The 18606-nt window shown below is 48.7% G+C and carries 13 protein-coding genes; 2 read left to right on the forward strand and 11 right to left on the reverse strand.

All coding sequences use genetic code 11. The features are described 5' to 3' along the window. Positions 1–76: 76 nt before the first annotated feature. From wzc to galU (ACX1CU_RS15515), 6 genes are all read right to left on the reverse strand, one after another. Entirely contained in the window at positions 77–2257 is a 2181-nt protein-coding gene (gene wzc, locus ACX1CU_RS15490; protein WP_459399163.1) for a tyrosine-protein kinase Wzc, read from the reverse strand. Positions 2258–2273: 16 nt separating this feature from the next. Then, entirely contained in the window at positions 2274–2708 is a 435-nt protein-coding gene (locus ACX1CU_RS15495; protein ID WP_459399164.1) for an arsenate reductase/protein-tyrosine-phosphatase family protein, read from the reverse strand. A gap of 3 nt (positions 2709–2711) precedes the next feature. Next, the gene (locus tag ACX1CU_RS15500) at positions 2712–3848 is read right to left on the reverse strand and encodes a polysaccharide export protein (protein ID WP_459399165.1); all 1137 of its coding nucleotides are present in this window, start codon (positions 3846–3848) and stop codon (positions 2712–2714) included. A gap of 137 nt (positions 3849–3985) precedes the next feature. Continuing rightward, a complete protein-coding gene (wecA, locus tag ACX1CU_RS15505; RefSeq protein WP_459399166.1) occupies positions 3986–5035 on the reverse strand; it encodes a UDP-N-acetylglucosamine--undecaprenyl-phosphate N-acetylglucosaminephosphotransferase in 1050 nt (349 codons plus the stop codon). A 544-nt stretch (positions 5036–5579) separates the two neighbouring features. Further along, positions 5580–6476: a UTP--glucose-1-phosphate uridylyltransferase GalU gene (galU, locus tag ACX1CU_RS15510; protein ID WP_459399167.1), complete on the reverse strand. Its 897-nt coding sequence runs from the start codon at positions 6474–6476 to the stop codon at positions 5580–5582. A 45-nt stretch (positions 6477–6521) separates the two neighbouring features. Further along, on the reverse strand, positions 6522–7421 hold the full coding sequence (galU, locus tag ACX1CU_RS15515; protein ID WP_459399168.1) for a UTP--glucose-1-phosphate uridylyltransferase GalU: 900 nt from the start codon (positions 7419–7421) through the stop codon (positions 6522–6524). Between the two features lie 674 nt (positions 7422–8095). Here galU (ACX1CU_RS15515) and ACX1CU_RS15520 point away from each other — a divergent pair. Further along, positions 8096–9682 (forward strand): TerC family protein, encoded by a 1587-nt coding sequence (locus tag ACX1CU_RS15520; RefSeq protein WP_459399169.1) that lies wholly within the window; start codon positions 8096–8098, stop codon positions 9680–9682. Positions 9683–10480: 798 nt separating this feature from the next. Here ACX1CU_RS15520 and dcuC read toward each other — a convergent pair. The 4 genes from dcuC to udk all read right to left on the reverse strand — a co-directional run bounded on the left by dcuC (position 10481) and on the right by udk (position 16020). Continuing rightward, positions 10481–11836, reverse strand: a complete 1356-nt coding sequence (dcuC, locus tag ACX1CU_RS15525; RefSeq protein ID WP_459399170.1) for an anaerobic C4-dicarboxylate transporter DcuC — start codon at positions 11834–11836, stop codon at positions 10481–10483. 815 nt (positions 11837–12651) lie between these two features. Continuing rightward, positions 12652–14493, reverse strand: coding sequence for an outer membrane assembly protein AsmA (gene asmA / locus ACX1CU_RS15530; RefSeq protein ID WP_459399171.1), 1842 nt, complete (start codon positions 14491–14493; stop codon positions 12652–12654). 44 nt (positions 14494–14537) lie between these two features. Continuing rightward, the gene (gene dcd, locus ACX1CU_RS15535; protein WP_459399172.1) at positions 14538–15119 is read right to left on the reverse strand and encodes a dCTP deaminase; all 582 of its coding nucleotides are present in this window, start codon (positions 15117–15119) and stop codon (positions 14538–14540) included. A gap of 259 nt (positions 15120–15378) precedes the next feature. Then, positions 15379–16020, reverse strand: coding sequence for a uridine kinase (gene udk, locus ACX1CU_RS15540; protein ID WP_459399173.1), 642 nt, complete (start codon positions 16018–16020; stop codon positions 15379–15381). A 359-nt stretch (positions 16021–16379) separates the two neighbouring features. On the opposite strand from udk, the gene ACX1CU_RS15545 reads away from it, so the two are divergent. After that, positions 16380–17024 carry a phosphatase PAP2 family protein gene (locus ACX1CU_RS15545; RefSeq protein ID WP_459399174.1) on the forward strand — a complete coding sequence of 215 codons (645 nt, stop codon included), beginning with the start codon at positions 16380–16382 and terminating at the stop codon, positions 17022–17024. 104 nt (positions 17025–17128) lie between these two features. Here ACX1CU_RS15545 and ACX1CU_RS15550 read toward each other — a convergent pair whose 3' ends face one another. Next, positions 17129–18508, reverse strand: coding sequence for an IS4 family transposase (locus tag ACX1CU_RS15550; protein WP_459399175.1), 1380 nt, complete (start codon positions 18506–18508; stop codon positions 17129–17131). Between the last annotated feature and the right edge of the window lie 98 nt (positions 18509–18606).

Below are 18606 nucleotides of genomic sequence, written 5' to 3' on the forward strand. Positions count from 1 at the left end.
ATAATGCTGTATACTATATCTTCATAATTGCCGGCGGTGGTTCAACATTAACTACCGATGATGTTATTAATTAAACCTAATTTTTGTCAGATTTATACTCGTAGTTATAATAGCCGTAATTAGCATAACCATAATAACCAGAAGCACGCTGGACGACAGCATTCAATATAACACCTTTTATCTCAACACCATTTTGCTCAAGTCGATGAATGCTAACTTCCACCTCTTTAACTGTATTTGCTTCAAATCGAGCAACCATCAATACAGCGCCTGCATGATGCCCTATAATTGCTGCATCTGTTACAGCAAGAATTGGTGGTGTATCAATTAACACAAGATCATAATTCTCTGTTGCCCATGCAAGTAATTCAGAAAGCCGTGAACGCATCAATAGCTCTGATGGATTTGGTGGAACCTGTCCTCTTGAAATAAAATCAAGATTGTCAACAGAAGTTTTGCTCACAACTTCATCTACTGTTGCCTGATCAGAGAGCACATCAGATATGCCTTTATCACAACTCACGCCTAAAAGTTGATGTGCATAACCCTTACGCATGTCTGCATCAATAACTAGTACTCTACTTCCAGCCTGAGCGATAACTGCAGCTAAGTTAACACTAACAAATGTTTTACCAATACTTGGACTGGCACCAGAAAGCATCAAAATATTATTTTTTGCTTCCATCATTGCAAAATGTAGACTTGTACGTAATCCACGAATTGCTTCTATAGCCAAATCTGCAGGATTTCCTACAGCCAGTAATTCATTAGCTCTAGCATTAATCTTCCCGTGTTTGTTTTTTGTAACGAATTCGCGGTCTTTCTTCAGTTGCCATTCAGATACCGGTATACTTGAGTATACATTTATACCAACTTCTTCAAGTTCTTGTGGGCTCTCTATTCCTTTATGTAAATATGTTTTTGCCATTACAAAGCAAACTGAAATCAATCCACCAAAAACAGTGAAAAGCACAGTAATCATAACTTTGTTAGGTTGAACTGGTTTTATTTTTGCTACTGCCGAGTCGATAATCCTCACATTCCCAACTGTACTTGCCTTGCTTATACTCAACTCTTGTTGTTTATTCAGCAATTGCATGTAAACCTCTTGACCAGATTGAACATCTCTGGTCAATCTAAGTATTTCCTGCTGAGTTTTAGGCATCTTGCTAACACGCCTATTCAATTTTTCTTTTTCTTCTTCGAGTGTTTTTCTTTTCTCCATCAAAGCACGATAAGATGGATGTTCTTTTGTATATAACTTAGATATTTCGGCTTCTTTAAATGTCAATTCGTTTAATTGAGTTTCGACTGAAACCATTGTATCCAAAACTGATTTTGCTTCTAAACTTAAATCTACAGAATCATTTTTCTGTCGAAACGCGTTAAGTTTATCTTCTGAACCATCTAAAGCACTACGAATTAAAGGAAGTTGCTCTTTAAGAAAAACTAAACTCTTAGCTGCCTCTTCTGATTTCCTATCTATATTCTGCAAAAGGTAATTTTGAGTTATTTTATTTAAAATAGTCACAACTTCATCTGGATTTTCGCCAAGCAAGCTCAACCCTAATACACCTGTATCTTTACCCTTGTCGGCAACATTGAAATTTTCAAGGATATCATTCACAACCGATATTTCAGGCCGTTTCATTATATTGAATTTCACACCAGGCTCAGCATCTATCTCGCTTATTAATAACGTTATTTTATGTGCTTCCAATACTTTACCAACTTTACCTTCAATTGATATGCCAGTATTAGTAGTTAGCTGATAAGAGTTTTTATCTATAACCTCCAATTGCATTGGTTCATCATACAGAGACGTTGGTACGTTTAACCGAGAGATAGCAATTTTTGCTGGTGCTTCTCCCCTCAAGCGAGAAAAACCTTTGCCAAAAAACGGGAAGTATGCTTCACCTACAGATGTATCTAGATTCAATTCATGAATTGTTTTTCCTACAACCATCCTAGATTTTATCAACTCTACTTCAGCTGCTGATTCAGGTTGGCTATTTGGTAACATCTGCGATAAATTATTCAAAAGAGAACTACCTACATTCTGTTCAACTTGAACTAGCGCATCAGCTCTATAAATTGGCGTTGCAAAAATACTATATATAATTCCTACGACAGCAAAGAAAGTCGTAATACCAATAATTAACCATTGATGATCAATCATTGTCACTAATAAGCGTCCTAGGTCAATTTCGTTCGACTTTTCGCTATTTATCACATTAATTTTATTTTTTTCTAACATTGGAAGTCCTAACTGACTATCGGCTTAAGGCATTAGCCCATTTTTGGGCAGACTCATCAAGAAGACGGTATACAAACTCAAAGGCTTCGCGGCTTTGACGATATGGATCTGCTATATCACACTGTTCAAGCCAATGCCCGAAAAGCATAGTCTTGCCTCTTACCTCTGGGGCTAATTTACACACCGCATCAATATGACCTTTTTCCATAACAAGAATAAGATCATTACTTCGGCACATCGATGCAGTCAATTGTTGACCTTGATGTCCTTCAAGCGAGAGACCATTATGGTTAGCGACCTCAATGGCTGTTGAATCTGCTGCTTTACCTACCAGAGCGCCTAAGCCTGCTGAAGATATTTCTTTATCTGGTAACTTCGTTTTTAATAGCCGTTCACCAGTAGGGGAACGGCAAATGTTACCAACACAAACCACCAAAATTGAATCAAACATAAATTAATTCCACTGGTTTATAAAACGCACAGTTTCCGTCATGTCATGTACACCGCTTATTGTCGGCACTAATTGGCTGATCACACGGTTCCAACGCACAATCGGAGCTGTGGTTACATAGACAATGTCATAAGGTTGCAGTTGGAACTCAGTTCCCATTACCAGAGCAGAAGCATCTGCTGCATTCAGCTGATAAATACTCGCAATCTTGCTCCCTTCCGTGCCACGCAATGGGCGAATAACGAACACACCTGTCGCATCAGACATAGCCTGATCCATACCTTCGGCATTACCTAACGCCTCGGTCAACGTCATGCCACTTCGGTCCATCTTCAACGTTGTCTGTTTCTTCACCTCACCCATCACGAACACTTTCAAATCATCATTGCGTGGGATGTAAAGAATGTCGCCAGGGTAAAGCAGATGGTTTTGCGTCAGGTCGCCCTTTTGCATCAGGGCCTGCAAAGAGATTCGTTGTTCTTTACCATCGTGTGTTAGCACCACATTGCGCCAGTCTGCATTCTCAGAAAGGCCACCGGCTGCGTTAATGGCATCCATTACGGTTAATGGCACGTTAGTAATGGGCTGTTGGCCAGATTTAGCAACTTCACCGGTCACATAAACTTTCTGCGAACGGAAGGCGGCAATACTCACATCCACCTGTGGGCTTTCAATATACTGTGCCAAACGGCTGGAGATCTCTGTGCGTATCTCTGCCATCGTTTTGCCAGCAACTTTTAGCTTGCCAATGTAGGGGTAAAAGATGGTGCCATCGGAGTTTACCCAGTTGCCAGTGTCGCTGGCGCTGCGGTATTGCCCAGCAGGGGTTGTCAGTTCAGGGTGATCCCACACGGTCACCATCAGCACGTCGCCAATGCCAATGCGGTATTCGTAGCTTTGCAAATCCTGCTCTAATGCAGCGTTATTTTGGGCAATAACTGGTTTTGGTCGCATTTTCTCAACCAAACCGGGCGTCATTGGGTAGATATTGACCAACTTGTTGATATTAAAATCTGCATCGGATTGCTTTACAACGGTCTTGCCCGACGTCGATAAATGTGAGCCCGGCACCACGGTACATCCGCTGATGAAACTTGCTGATATCAATACTGATAGCAGCTTAAACGTAACTTTTATCATCCAATTATTCACTATTATAAGGAAAGCAATCCAATCTAACGTTCGAGTTCTGTAAACGGAAGGTCACTCAACAAAGAGTATTTCACCTGCCAATCAAGTCGCTAATCACTTGTTTGCAGGTGAGTTTCCGCTCTCACTCATCCTTTGCTTATGGCCTGTTTTCGGATCCAGGTCAAAATTCTCCAAACCCGGATAATAGACCAAAAATAAGCTGCAAAAACAACCAAAAATCCCACTAGCATCAGCAATTCAGGCACCCCGGCCTTATCACCAATAATGCCTATTGTCGCCAGCAATGCTGCAAAAGCAACAATGGCCAAAAGCGTCTGGCGTGGGCCTAACCCGGCTCTTATCAGGATGTGGTGAAGATGCTCACGGTCAGGTTTAAATGGGCTATTTCCTCTGCGGATCCGGCGCACCATAATCGCCGCCATATCCATTAATGGTACCGCAATTACCCACAGTGCCGATACTGGTCGCATCACAGCTTTATCGCCTTGAGTGGCTAGCACCAGCAGCCAGATGACGGTAAAGCCAATCAGCGTACTACCCGCATCCCCCATAAACACCTTGAATCTTCTCCCCATCGGGATACCAAGATTCAGCATAATGTACGGCAAGGATGCCACTAACAGGCACACGCACCATTTAGCAAGTTCTGGGTCACCACCTAGCTGGAACATTACGGCTAAGGCAGCAAAGGTAACGCACGATAATGCCCCCAGCAGGCCATCAATGCCGTCGACCATGTTAAAAGCATTGATTGCACCCCATACTGCAAGCAAGGTCAAAGAGTAGCCAAACACTCCCAGTACCAGCTCAATATCTGCAGTAACATGCCCAAGGCTTGTCAAAACCAGCCCAGACCACATCATGGCAGCAGCGACCAAAGCCTGAACCCCAATCCTTGGTAATACAGGTAAATCAAACCGGTCATCCAATACGCCAACGATCAGTAAAATTGTTGCGCAGATCATGTAAAGACTAAAATGCGGCATCCAGTCTGGGTGTAACACATAAAGCACCCACAGTGCCAAATAAACTGATACCCCCCCTACTAGCGGAATATGCCCATCATGCTTCTTACGGGCACTCGGTTTATCCACTAAACCAATATAAAATGCGACCTTTCTTGCCCCCAACAACATCAGAAGGGCGCCGACGAAGACCGCCATTGACTCTTGCATTTTCTCACCATAATCAAATAATTATAATTTCCAATCCAAGTAACGCAGGCTCGTCACTGCTCTTGGTTCTCAGTTACTATAGTACTGCTAGTGAGAGTTTTTAGCGTAAATACTTACTTGCTCAACGCGTTTTATGGAAATAAAAAATATGTCAATACCTGATTTTTCATAACATCACGAATACAAAATCCATACGCTACCGCGCAAAATATGAACTTACATCAAATTGTGATGACCAGATTCTTATACCATTAGCTTACAAAGCTACCTTTAAAAGACCTTGTCAGCCTTTTCAAAATGGGCTCACTGTCAGAATGGTGATGTATAGTTCATTTTATAGCCAACGATATTTAACTTTATGATTTTTAATAAAATTAATTCATACGAATTGTAGTAGTGAAATCGAATATCTATTTTGCGTTATTGTGGCCTTGCCGGTAACTACGACAAGGCCTAGCGCCGGTGAGAGAAAAATCGTTGCCGATGATGGAGATATGCATGCTGACAACGCTCTTCCTTTGCAAGGCCGCAGTACATACAACTCTTACAACTCCAACTTCTCTGCCCATTCGCGGAATGCCTTGCCCTGCGTTGGGTGGCGCAGGCCAAAGGTCACAAATGCCCGCAGGTAATCCAGCTTTTCACCGCAGTTAAATGACTCACCCACCAGCTTCATGGCTTCTACCGGTTTTTGCTTCAGCAGTTCTGCAATAGCATCGGTCAACTGAATGCGCCCCCAGGCTCCCGGCGTGGTTTGTTCCAGAATCGGCCAGATATCGGCAGAAAGCACATAACGGCCAACGGCAGAGTAGTTAGATTTCAGTTGAATCTCACGGCTCGGTTTTTCAATGATCGACGTCATGAACGAACTTTCACCAGGCTGTAAGGTGTTAACCTCACATTCAACCACCGAGTAGTTGTACAACACACTTTCATCTACCGCCTGCACCAGCACCTGGCTCAAACCGGTTTCTTTAAAGCGGGCGATCATATGCGCCAGGTTGTCTTTTTTCAGATCGGCTTTCGCGTCATCCAGCAAAACATCCGGCAGCAGCACCACAAACGGTGAATCTCCTACCAAAGGCCTGGCGCACAGCACCGCATGCCCCAGCCCTTTAGGTTGCCCCTGGCGAATGTGCATCAGGGTTACGCCCGGCGGAGTGATCGACTTCACTTCATCCAGCAGCTGGCGCTTCACGCGCGCCTCTAGCATGGCTTCAAGTTCGTAAGAGGTGTCAAAATGGTTTTCGATCGCATTCTTGGAGGAATGCGTCACCAGAACAATTTCTTTGATGCCTGCGGCAACGCACTCATTCACGATGTATTGGATCACCGGTTTATCGACAATCGGCAACATCTCTTTTGGAATCGCCTTGGTTGCTGGCAACATGCGCATACCCAAACCAGCAACAGGAATGACGGCTTTCAACATCTTAGTCATGATAACCCTCTCTGAATCTTCTGATCATGCCAGCGGTCTTAGCTGTCACTTGCTGTTTAGCGTCTGCTTCAACCACTGGGTGAAACCTTCACCTTCAGACGGGTGGCGCAGGCCATATTGCACAAAAGCCTTCATATAGCCCAGTTTGTCACCGCAATCGTGCGATTTCCCGGTCATATGGAAAGCCTCAACGGTTTCCTGTTCCATCAACATGGCAATTGCATCGGTCAACTGGATCTCATCGCCCGCACCCGGCGGGGTTTTTTCCAGCAGTGGCCAGATATCGGCCGAAAGCACATAGCGGCCCACCACAGCAAGGTTCGAAGGGGCATCTTCGCGCGCGGGTTTTTCTACCACTGCGGTCATCGGGGTGCTTTCACCAGCGGCTAGCATTGCGCCACCGCAGTCTACAACGCCGTATTTAGACACATCCTGCTCAGGCACAGGTTCAACCATAATCTGGCTGAAACCGGTTTGCTCAAAACGCTGGATCATCTTAGCCAGGTTTTCTTTACGCAAATCGGCAGTGGCATCATCCAGCAGCACATCCGGCAGCAACACCACAAAAGGTTCATCACCCACCATCGGTTTGGCACATAACACGGCGTGGCCAAGGCCTTTAGCTTGCCCCTGGCGCACCTGCATAACGGTCACGTCCGGCGGGCAGATCCCCTGCACATCGGCAAGCAATTGGCGCTTTACACGTGCTTCAAGCACCGCTTCCAGTTCAAAAGAGGTATCAAAGTGGTTTTCAATCGCGTTTTTAGAGGAGTGCGTGACTAAAATGATGTCTTTAATGCCTGCCGCAACACATTCGCTAACGATGTACTGAATCAGTGGTTTATCCACCACCGGCAGCATTTCTTTCGGGATAGCCTTGGTCGCAGGCAGCATGCGTGTACCCAGACCCGCCACGGGAATCACGGCCTTTAATCTCTTTTGCATAGTTTTTTTCCACCGAAAAACAACAAGAAGTATAACAGAGCCAGACAGGGTAACCACATTAGCGGGTTAGTAATTTCTCTTTTAAATCATTGTATTGTGAAAAACCATCAAACCGTTATGCTAATTTTTTACACGCTACCGCCCCTGGCTTTCAGCTACCAATGCACTGTAGAAAATGTTTGAATCAAAAGGCGTGACTACCACACACCTTATGATGAATCTGGGGGGTTGCACTCAATGTGATGAGACACAGTTCACGGTAAAACGGGAACGCAGCACCTTGCTGACCAGGTAACGGCACTTATCACCATCTATAGATGGGCTAAGATTCTTATACTATTGACCCATTGAAACAAGCCTTAGATAAACATGTATAGGCCTTTTCAGAATAAGACTACTATTGTGGTTTTACCGTGCACATTAATGCATTTTGCAACATAAATAATTTATTGATTTAAAAGAATATTATTTAAACCTTGAAATTATACCTAAAAAACAGACCGATTTTTTTGCATCGCCTATCAGCCCGTCAAAAAGCCATTGTAATGCTTAATTACTCGCCTTTTCTATTGTCTAACTTCCTATATGTTGATTTAAAGTTGAATTCCCCTTTCTCAGCGTCCATCATTCCGATTGCGGCATGTGCCGCCGAACTTAAAGGTGAAATTGGGCGTATGGAATGGATCGCAGATCCAACAATTTGGGCCGGCTTGGCCACCCTGGTTGTGCTGGAGATTGTACTGGGGATAGATAACCTCATCTTTATCGCCATCCTGGCGGAAAAGTTACCGAAAAAACAAAGAGATAAAGCACGCGTTGTTGGCCTTTTGCTGGCACTGCTGATGCGTTTGGCTCTGCTTGCCTCAATCTCATGGCTGGCAACCCTCACCAAGCCCCTGTTTACCGCCGCGGGTCACCCGTTCAGTGGCCGGGATCTGATCATGCTGATCGGCGGTATCTTCCTGCTGTTTAAAGCCACGATGGAGCTGAACGAACGGCTGGAAGGCAAAGACGAAGAGCAGCACGGGCAGCGTAAAGGGGCTCGTTTTTGGCCGGTCGTCGCGCAAATAGTCGTGCTTGATGCGGTATTCTCTCTGGATTCGGTAATCACGGCTGTCGGGATGGTCGATCACCTCGCGGTAATGATGATCGCCGTCTGTATCGCGATTGGCCTGATGCTGCTTGCCAGCAAGCCGCTTACGCGCTTTGTTAATGCTCACCCCACCATCGTTATTCTGTGCCTCAGCTTCTTGCTGATGATCGGTTTCAGCCTGGTTGCGGAAGGGTTCGGCTATCATATCCCGAAAGGCTATCTCTATGCTGCGATTGGCTTCTCAGTAATGATCGAAGCATTGAACCAACTGGCACAATTCAACCGGCGGCGCTTTCTTTCTAAGGTTCGCCCCCTGCGTGAACGCACAGCTGAAGCGGTATTACGCATGCTGAGCGGCAAACATGAAGAGGCAGAAGTAGACAGCCATTCTGCCAGCCTGCTGGCGGACAGCACCAGTGAAAGCGGTGAGATTTTCAACCGGCAGGAACGCCACATGATCGAGCGCGTGCTGGGCATGGCGCAGCGTACGGTCAGCAGTATCATGACCTCACGGCATGATGTGGAATACCTTGCGCTCAACGACGCACAAGAAAAACTGACGCAGTTACTGGGTAAAAACCAGCATACGCGCATCGTGGTAACAGAGGACAACGCCAGCGATGAACCCTTGGGGGTGATCCACACCATCGACGTGTTGAAACAGCAGTTGCAACAGGACTCACTGGATCTGCGCGCTTTGGTGCGCCAACCGCTGATCTTCCCTGAGCAATTGACGTTGCTTTCTGCACTGGAACAATTCCGCCAGGCAAAAACGCACTTTGCTTTTGTCGTCGATGAGTTTGGTTCGATCGAGGGCGTCGTCACCTTGACCGACGTTATGGAGACCATCGCCGGTAACCTGCCAGAGGCGGATGAGGAGATCGACGCACGCCACGACATCCAGCAAACCACCGACGGCTGCTGGATCGCCAATGGTCACATGCCGCTGGAAGACTTGGTGCTGTATGTGCCGCTGCCAATAGAAGAAAAGCGTGAATACCATACGCTGGCCGGTTTATTGATGGAGCATTGCCAGCGCATTCCGCAAGAAGGCGAACAGTTGCAAATTGGCGACTATCTGTTTGAACCGCTGGAGATCAGCAGCCACCGCATCATGAAAGTAAAAATCACCCCGCTAATCGCGCCGGAAGAAGACTACGAAGTTTGAATTGTAGAAGTGCAGAATGGGGCCTTGTAGTGCGGTGATCGCCCTCTCACCCTAACCCTCTCCCCAAGGGAGAGGGAACTGACCGGTGTTTTCCTTTCACCTTGTGGAAGAACAGTGTGGCGGTTTGTAGTACGGTTAACTTCCCCCTATCCTCAAAAGCGAAGACACTCATCGGGTTTCCCCCCTCTCCCTGCGGGAGAGGGAACTGACTGGTGTTTCCCTTTCACCTTGCGGAAGAACAGAGTGGGGGTTTGTAGTACGGTTAACTTCCCCCTATCCCCAAAAGCAAAGACACTAACCGTGTTTTCCCCCTCTCCCTCCGGGCTGTCTCTTATACACATCTCAAATTGCGGTCAAATAGCCGCAATTTGAGAAACATAGCAGGCTGATTTTAAAGATAATTTTTTCGAGCGGAAAATTGACAGGCTTAAAATAATTACATTAAAAAACAGCAAGATGCCGAGTTGTGTATAAGAGACAGCCCTCCGGGAGAGGGCCGGGGTGAGGGGCTTTAGCCTGGCAATACTCCCAGCCACTCACCGAAAAAACCAACTAGGCAAAGTGGTGGCTTGTAGTGCGATGATCATCCCATCACCCTAGTCCCAAGGGAGAGAGAACTGACCGGAGTTTCCGTTCACCTTGTGGAAGAACAGAGTGGCGGTTTGTAGTACGGTTAACTTCCCCCTATCCCCAAAAGCGAAGACACTAACCGTGTTTTCCCCCTCTCCCTCCGGGAGAGGGCCGGGGTGAGGGGGCTTTAGCACAGCAATATTCCCTAAAACCGGCTGGCATGGCCAATCAGCGCAATGGAACCAGCAGTTCTGTTGCCACTACCACCACAATCAGCCCTACGATCACTGGCACAGAAGTCCGCTTCACGACTTCGAACGGCGAGATTTTCGCCATCCCAGCCACCGCCACAACCACCCCTGAAACCGGCGACAACGTTCGGCCAAGGTTTGATGCCTGCAACATCGGGATCACCAAATAAGCGGGGTTAATCCCCATCTGTGCGGCCAGTTTCGGGATCAGTTCAACAAACGCGTAGAAAGGCGCATTACCGGAGCCGGTGGTCATTGCCGCCAGCATGGTAATCACCACCAGAACCAGCATCATAATAATGCCACCGGTGCCAAACGACTGCGCCAGGCCGATCAAGCCACTGATAAACCCAACGGTGCTCAGCCCCTGCGCAAATACCCCCGCAGCAACCAGCAGCATCACCACGCTGGCAAACGCATCCGCCATGCCACGGTAAGCCACTTCCAGGCCAGTAAATACGGTTTTTGCATTGAAGCTGCGGATAAACTCAATCACCGCAGTCAGGAACATGCAGATCACCAATATGGTGATGATGTGCAGTTCTGGGCCCCATTTGCCATCAAACACCAGCACACCCAAGATCGGCGCAAACGGCAGAATGGCATAGAAAGCGGGTGCATGGGTGGTGATTTCACTCACATCAACAATGTGATGCTGTTCGTTGTTTTTCTTATCGAGATAACGCTGCCAAAAGAAATGGGCAATCGCCATACAAACAATGGCGGCAATCGAAATAGGCAGCGTGGTTTTAAAGGCAAAATCGACCAGCGGCATTTCAGCCGCCTTGGCCGCCAGCACCACGTCACCGGAGGTCGGTGAAAGGATAATCGCCGCAGGGGAAGCACAGATAGCCGCCGCCGCACCACGGCTGATCCCTACATTCACCATCAACGGGAACAGCGTTGCCATCAGCAACACGCCCAAGCCGGTGGCAGAAGACACCGCCAATGACATCAAGCAGGCAACGAAATAGGCGGCGATCATCAGTAAATAAGGGGAGTTAATCATCTGCAACGGGCGCGAGGCCAGTTTCACTACCACATCGTTGGCACCAATGTGCGTCATGTAAGCGGCAAAACCGCAAAGCATCATGATCATCATGCCGAGATCGCCACCGCGGCTCATCAGCAGGATTTTCACATATTCGAAAATATCAGTGGCGCGCCAACCGGTTGACGTTGCGCTGGCAGGCAACACGCTTTTGCCCATCAGTGCGCTGATCGTCAGTAGCATCAGCCCCCCGACCATCAGTACTCCTGTGGCCGAATAACCTTTGATAATGTAACGGCCAACACCTACCGCTACTACCACACCAATCAGAAGTTCTATCATAAATCCTCAACTTAATTATTTTGTTTCAGCCCAACCGACTATGGCCGAAGAATACCGCCACACTCTGCAGAAAATCGACATAGGATATTATGACATTCATCAACGTTGCGAGAGGAAACTATCAAGAAATAATGAAACTTCAGGCGGGACTGTGGTGGTATTGATAAGTGAGGCCGATCGTGGCTTCCCCTCACCCCGGCCCTCTCCCCAAAGGAGAGGGGGCAAAAAATAGTAGCAATAAAAGCTTAATGCGCGCTGCTGACAGTTCCCTCTCCCTGTAGGCATAGGTATCTACACAAGTTGCCAATAGACAGCCCCATCACCTCCGACGGACAGAGTATCACGGCTTGCTGCGGCTTTGGTGCTTGAAATGTGCACTGAACGGTCCCCTCTCCCCGCGGGAGAGGGCTAGGGTGAGGGGCTATTCACGGCGAACTTTCATTGATTAAATATCAATTAATTCAATGGATTTTGTTGTCCATTACAATGAGTTTCCAACGGAGTCGCTGGCAATAGATCGTGATAAAAAGGCCCCTCACCCCCGCCCTCTCCCAAGGGAGAGGGAGTCCCACCTTCCGTGCAAAAATGTGTAGATACCTATGCCCCAAAGGAGAGGGGCAAAAAATAGTAGCGATAAAAGCTTAATGCGCTCTGGTGACAGTTCCCTATCCATGTAGGAGAGGGCGCTAAAATAGTAACCAGAAAGCTTAATGCGCGCTGCTGACAGTTCCCTCTCCCTGTGGGAGAGGGTTAGGGTGAGGGGAAGATTGCCTCTCCCCCGCCAAAGTAGAACACCCTGCACATCAGGCCAAAAGTTACAGTTTATCCAGCAGTTTCTTCAAGTCCTGCCCTTCGCGCGAACCTTTGTTCTTCTCTGCCCACTTATTCAAGGCATCTTTGGCACGATCCTGCAGCGCATTACGCAGAATCTGATCGACCTGTAGCTGATAATTAAGCTCTTCCCACGGCCCATAAACCCGTAGCGGGATCGGCGTTTTCCTCAACTGTGCAATCAAGGCATTGTCACCCTGCCAACCGCCGGTCACCAGCACGTTCAGCGTCATATCAGACTGTTTACCCGGCATGTCCAGCGTACCGCCGCCGGTCAGGCTGAACAGTTCAGAGTCTGCCGCTAGATCGCTGAGGCTGATAGTCCCGTTACGCAGGCTACCTTTGGCACTCACCTGTTTCACTTCGGTATAACGCTGATAGCTATCCTGCCCGTGCACGCTGCTATTGCTACGTGCTACAGCCTGCTGAATCAGTTGATGAATGTTCAATCCGTGCAACTGGGCGTTTTGCATAGCCATTTCAGCCGTACCCTGCCAGCGATGCTCAAAAGAAGAGGCCGTCAGGCGATCGCCCGTCAGATCCCCCTGCATACTGAAGGTTCCGGTTAACACCAATGGCATACCGAACGCTTTAAGCACATCCCCCAGCTCAACCTTGCGCAATACCGGTTGTAGCTTGATGACCGGTTTGCTGCCGCGAGCATCCAGCAAACCCGGCAAGGCAAAATCCCCGCCGGCCACATTGCCAGACAAGGTTTTTACCGCCAGCAATCCCCGCTGGTTATCCGCCCGCGCCACCAGTTGGCTGATGCTCAGCCCACGGTAGGTCACCTGTTCAGCCTTCAGATTCAACTGGGCGTTAAAATCACGCAGCATCTGCAAATTCTGTTGTGGATCGTCTGTCTGATTGGCAATAACCGGCGCCGACGTCATTGCCGCCGTCTGTTGCACTTCATCAGAGTTTTTCTTCTGCCAGCCCGAAAGCGCATCAAAGTTAAGATGGCTTGAACTGAGATTCAGGGTATAGCTGGGGATCGATCCTAACTGCGCGCTGGCATCACCGGCCAGTTGGCTGTCATTAGCACTGAGCATCAGTTGGCTGAAGGCGATCTGCTGTGGCGACTGCTGATACACCGCCTGTACGCTACCTTCCCCCTTGATGCCTGCGGCAGGAATATCTGCACCTTCAAACTGATAGCTGAACTGTGTGACTTTGGCACCAATCTGGCGGGGATATTGCTGCAGATCGAGATCGGCGGCCATTATAAACGTCAGGTCGCGCTGATCGCGGTTCACCCGGCTGGAAAGCTCCATCTGTGCCTGATGTTGGCCGTTTTGCTGCAGGGTCAAATTGATATCGCGAACGTTAATCTGTTCGTTATTGGCGCGCTGCCAAATCAGCAGGCTGTCCACCACGCGCAGATTATCGATATCAAATTTCCACGTGGATTCGGTTGTATCATCTGCCTGGTTACCGCCAGGGGCGATCGGCGCATTCGGCTGCGTTTGTTCTTCGCTATCGGGGGTCAAGCGGATGACGGCACTTTTCAGCATCACCTGTTTGACATACAGTTGGTGGGAAATCAGCGGCCAAAATTTAACATCAAGCCGCATATTATCAGCACTGACCACCGGTGCTTTGGCCCCCGGCGCGGTCAGGGTCATACGCCCGGCCAAAATGCTGAGCTGCGGCCAGACATGCCAGCGCAGGTCACCTTCCAGCGTCAGATGATAGCCGCTACGCTGTTCAACCTTCTTGACCATATAGGCACGGAAATCATTCGGATTGACCAGCAGCACCAACGCAGTCATACCTGCCACCAGCACTACCAGCAAAATCACCAAAGCTGTCAGTAATCTTCTCATGCCATCCTCATTATCAGCACAACACCGGCAAACACCCAGCGCGGTCAGTCCTTATCGATGCGGCTGGCGACTGCCCCTTGCTGATCTTTGTATTTCGCATCCTGGCGGCTGTTGTAAGGGCGCGCAGCTGGCCCGGTAAGCAGTTCAAAACTCAGAGCACCGATCAACATACCGGGGCGTAACGCCAACGGCAGCTTACCTGAATTATAGAACTCCAGCACAATTCGGCCGCGCCAACCCGGATCGATACGATGCGCAGTAACGTGCACCATCAAACCCAGGCGCGCCAAGGAAGAACGGCCATCAAGCCAGCCCACCAGATCGTTTGGCAGCGTCACCGATTCCAGCGTTACCGCCAGCGCCAGTTCACCTGGGTGCAGGAAGAAAGCTTCCCCTTCTGGTAACACAATTTCATCGCTCATCACGCGATCAAGCGCAGCGCCCACTTCGTCTTTGGGCCCGCTCAGATCGATAAATGCGGCGGTATGACCACGGAATACGCGGAATTGATTGCCCAAGCGGACATCCACTGTGGCGCCGTTAATACGCTCAATCGGCGGACGAGGCGAAATGACCAGTTTTTCGCTATCCAGCCAGGCTTCTATATCGCGGTCGCACAGTCTCATTAAATTATCTCCATTCCATCAAAGCACATATACCCTTCTTACTTGAAGTTGCAGGGGTGTTGGCTGCCTTCACTCACCCCAGTCACTTACTTGAGTAAGCTCCTGGGGATTCTCTCAGTTGCCGCCTACCTGCAACTCCAAGTACTTTGGGTATGAATTCATACAAAAATTGCCACATAACAGACCGAAGGTCTATGTCAGAGCGCAAACTAGTCCGCCAATGGCTGGAAAAACGCGCTTTTCCAGCCATTAAAGGCGGTTATTCAAAGAATTGGCTGATTTTGGCTTTCAGAATATCAATCGCAATACGGTTTTTGCCACCGCGCGGAACGATGATATCGGCATACTGCTTGGAAGGTTCAATAAACTGCAGGAACATTGGACGAACGGTTTTCTGGTACTGCGCCATCACGGAATCCATCGAACGACCGCGCTCATTCACGTCGCGCTTCATGCGGCGCATCAGGCAAATATCCAACGGTGTGTCGACAAAGATCGAGAAATTCATCGCCTGACGCAGGCGGATATCCGTCAGCAACAAAATGCCTTCCAGAATGATGACTTTTTTCGGCTGTAGAAGAACCGTTTCTTTTTTACGCGTATGTTCGGTGTAGCTATACAGCGGTAATTCAATTGCCTGACCGGCCTTCAACATTTGCAGATGCTGAAACAGCAGATCGTGATCCATGGAGCTCGGGTGGTCGTAGTTGGTTTTGACCCGTTCTTCCATGGTCAAATGGGCCTGATCTTTATAGTAACTGTCTTCCGGGATCACACCGATATGTTCATCACCCACCTGATCGCGGAGTTCACGATACAAAGTACTGGCGATAAGGCTTTTTCCGGAGGCAGATGCGCCAGCGATACCAATAATGACGCACTGATGCGGCTTGTCAGTCATAAAATTAAAGACCTGATTTATAGTGAGGAAAGGGGGAACTAGAACGGGCTGATTATAGGGAGTTACCCCATATGACGCCAGTATTTATCCCCTTACACACTTTATACATCAAGTTGCTTGGGTGTTGACCGCCCCAGTCACATAGTGATCTGTGCTCCTTGGCTCTCCGGTGCTTGCCGTCTACAAGCAACTCGAATTATTTTGTGTATAGACGCCGAACGGCGTTTTCAGAACATTTCCGCTACTGCAAACCCGGCTCTCAGCGTACAATCGTCTTATTAATATCCTGCTCACTTTCAACGAGTCTTCAAACCCGTGAAACAACGTGATTTATTTCCCACCGTGGAGTGCCGCCGCACATGAACTGGCATTTCCTGACCTTCTTCGGTGACAGCATGCTGCTACTACCCTGCGCAGCCATTATCTTTATAATTTTGATGTTCGCGCCCGCCAGCAGAAAACCCACTTGGGAATGGACACTGCTGTTCGGCGGCGTCGGAGCCGTGGTGTGTGTATCAAAATTGGCATTTATGGGCTGGGGCATTGGCAGCCGCGAGTTTGATTTCACCGGATTCAGCGGCCACTCGGCGCTGTCTGCCAGTATCTGGCCAGTGATGTTGTGGTTACTCAGCGGGCGTTTTGCACCAATAGTGCGGCGCTTGGCGGTGATTGTGGGGTATGTGCTGGCCATCGCGGTAGGTTATTCACGCTTGGCGATTCACGTCCATTCCACCTCAGAAGTGATCACTGGCCTGCTATTAGGCCTGATCGTCAGCAGCACCTTCCTGCTGCTTCAGCGCGGCACTCCGCCGCCTCGGCTTTCCTACCGCAAGATCGCCGCTACGCTGGTTCTGCCCCTGTTCCTGATCAACACCGGCACCGCCGCCCCAACTCAAGGGTTACTGGAGCGGATTGCCGTGACCATAGCTCCCATACACAAACCTTTTGTGCGCGCCGATCTGCACAACAAAACCCCATCGCCTGCTGCTATAAAGCACAATTAAAAAAACCGGCATAGTGTGTTATGCCGGTCAGTTAAGTGTAAAACTGCATAGTCATGCGCAATGGCTAAAGGAGTCGCTCCCTCTCCTTTGGGGCTGTCTCTTGATCAGATCTCCTGATCAAGAGACTTCGCCAGTTTATACCCTTCGACGATATCCTGAAGCTTGAACCATCCCTCCCACATCACTACCCATCCTGCTCGTCCCGTTCGTTTACTGTCATACCAACGCCCCAGCTTCGCCAGATTCAGGTACGCCCACTTCACACTCGGCGGCCTCTTCGGCAAGGTTTTACCTTCCTGTTTCACCCACAACAACGTCCATTCAAGTGGACTCAGTACCCGTTCACAGCTTGCATTGAGCGTCTCTTCACTCAACCCGCCCTGGCGTAACGCCAACACCCGCACCGCTATAAAGCTCAGGATGACGATCATTCGCTCCAGATTATTTCGCGTTTGCATCCGTAGCTGTTCCACCTGCGTTCCACCGCTTTTCCACGCTTTATGGTATTCCTCTATCAGCCAGCGACGCTCGTAGTAACTGATAATCACCCGGGCTTCTTCCGCTGATGTGACTTTTTCTGATGTCAGAAGGTGCCAGCACGCTCCGTCTTCTCCTTCTTCACGACAGCAGATATACGTCAGTGGGACGGTATTTTCTTCTGACGTACTCCCCGGCATTTTGAGTTCGACCGAGCTATAGCGGATACTCATTTGTGCCCCACGCGCAGCACGTCCGCCTTTCTGGACCACATTCAGTCGATAACTGCCTGCTTCTGTTAGCGTTTCTGGCAACTCCAACAGCTTCTCATTATGTCCACTTAGCAACCGGTTCTGAGCGGCTCGAACGATGAAGCGCTGTTTATTTTTCGTTTTATAATCAAGGTAATGCCAGATATCCGCTTCCCGGTCACAGACGGAGATAACGTGTGCTTGTGTGTCACCGAGACGCTGTGCCGTTCGTTCAGATGCCTGTTGCCATTTGTAACTCTCTTTCTCTTCATAAGGCACGTGTTTACGTTGGTGCTTTTTACCGTATTTGTTCGCTTCACGGCTCCAGCGATGCTGGTCGATGAGCCCCAAGAACAGTGCGTGCTCGGGAGCATAAAGCAGGACGGTGTGGGCTAACAGGCCATGCGTATTCTTGCTGGTTGTCGTATTTCCCAACTCGTCATACGCGGTGGTGTGAGCGAAGTTAATGGAGGTGGTGTCTTCCAAAGCAAGTAGCAGGGTGTGCGTCTTGGCGGCCATTGCTGTGGCGTTGAAGCCGGCCTCGGCAATGGCATCGGGTGAGACGTTGGGATTGCGGATCAGACGATAAGCCCCTTCAACTTCAGCGGTGGTTTGGGATGATTTCACAATAGAAAGTCCTGTATTTTTAGCCAACGAGGCAGTGAATTTGACGAGACGCTGAGTTCGCCGATAGTCGCCAAGTTGAGCGAGCCCAAAAGTGTCATTAGCCCATGAATAACAATCAGAAAGCACCATACTAAAAACCGAAGAAGAGGAGAATATAAAGAGAGATCAACAGACGGGGAGAAAGTTCAAAAACTCCCCGGCGTTTGTGCCGGGGAAATGTGTATAAG

It is taken from the genome of Serratia sp. D1N4, from assembly GCF_054552755.1.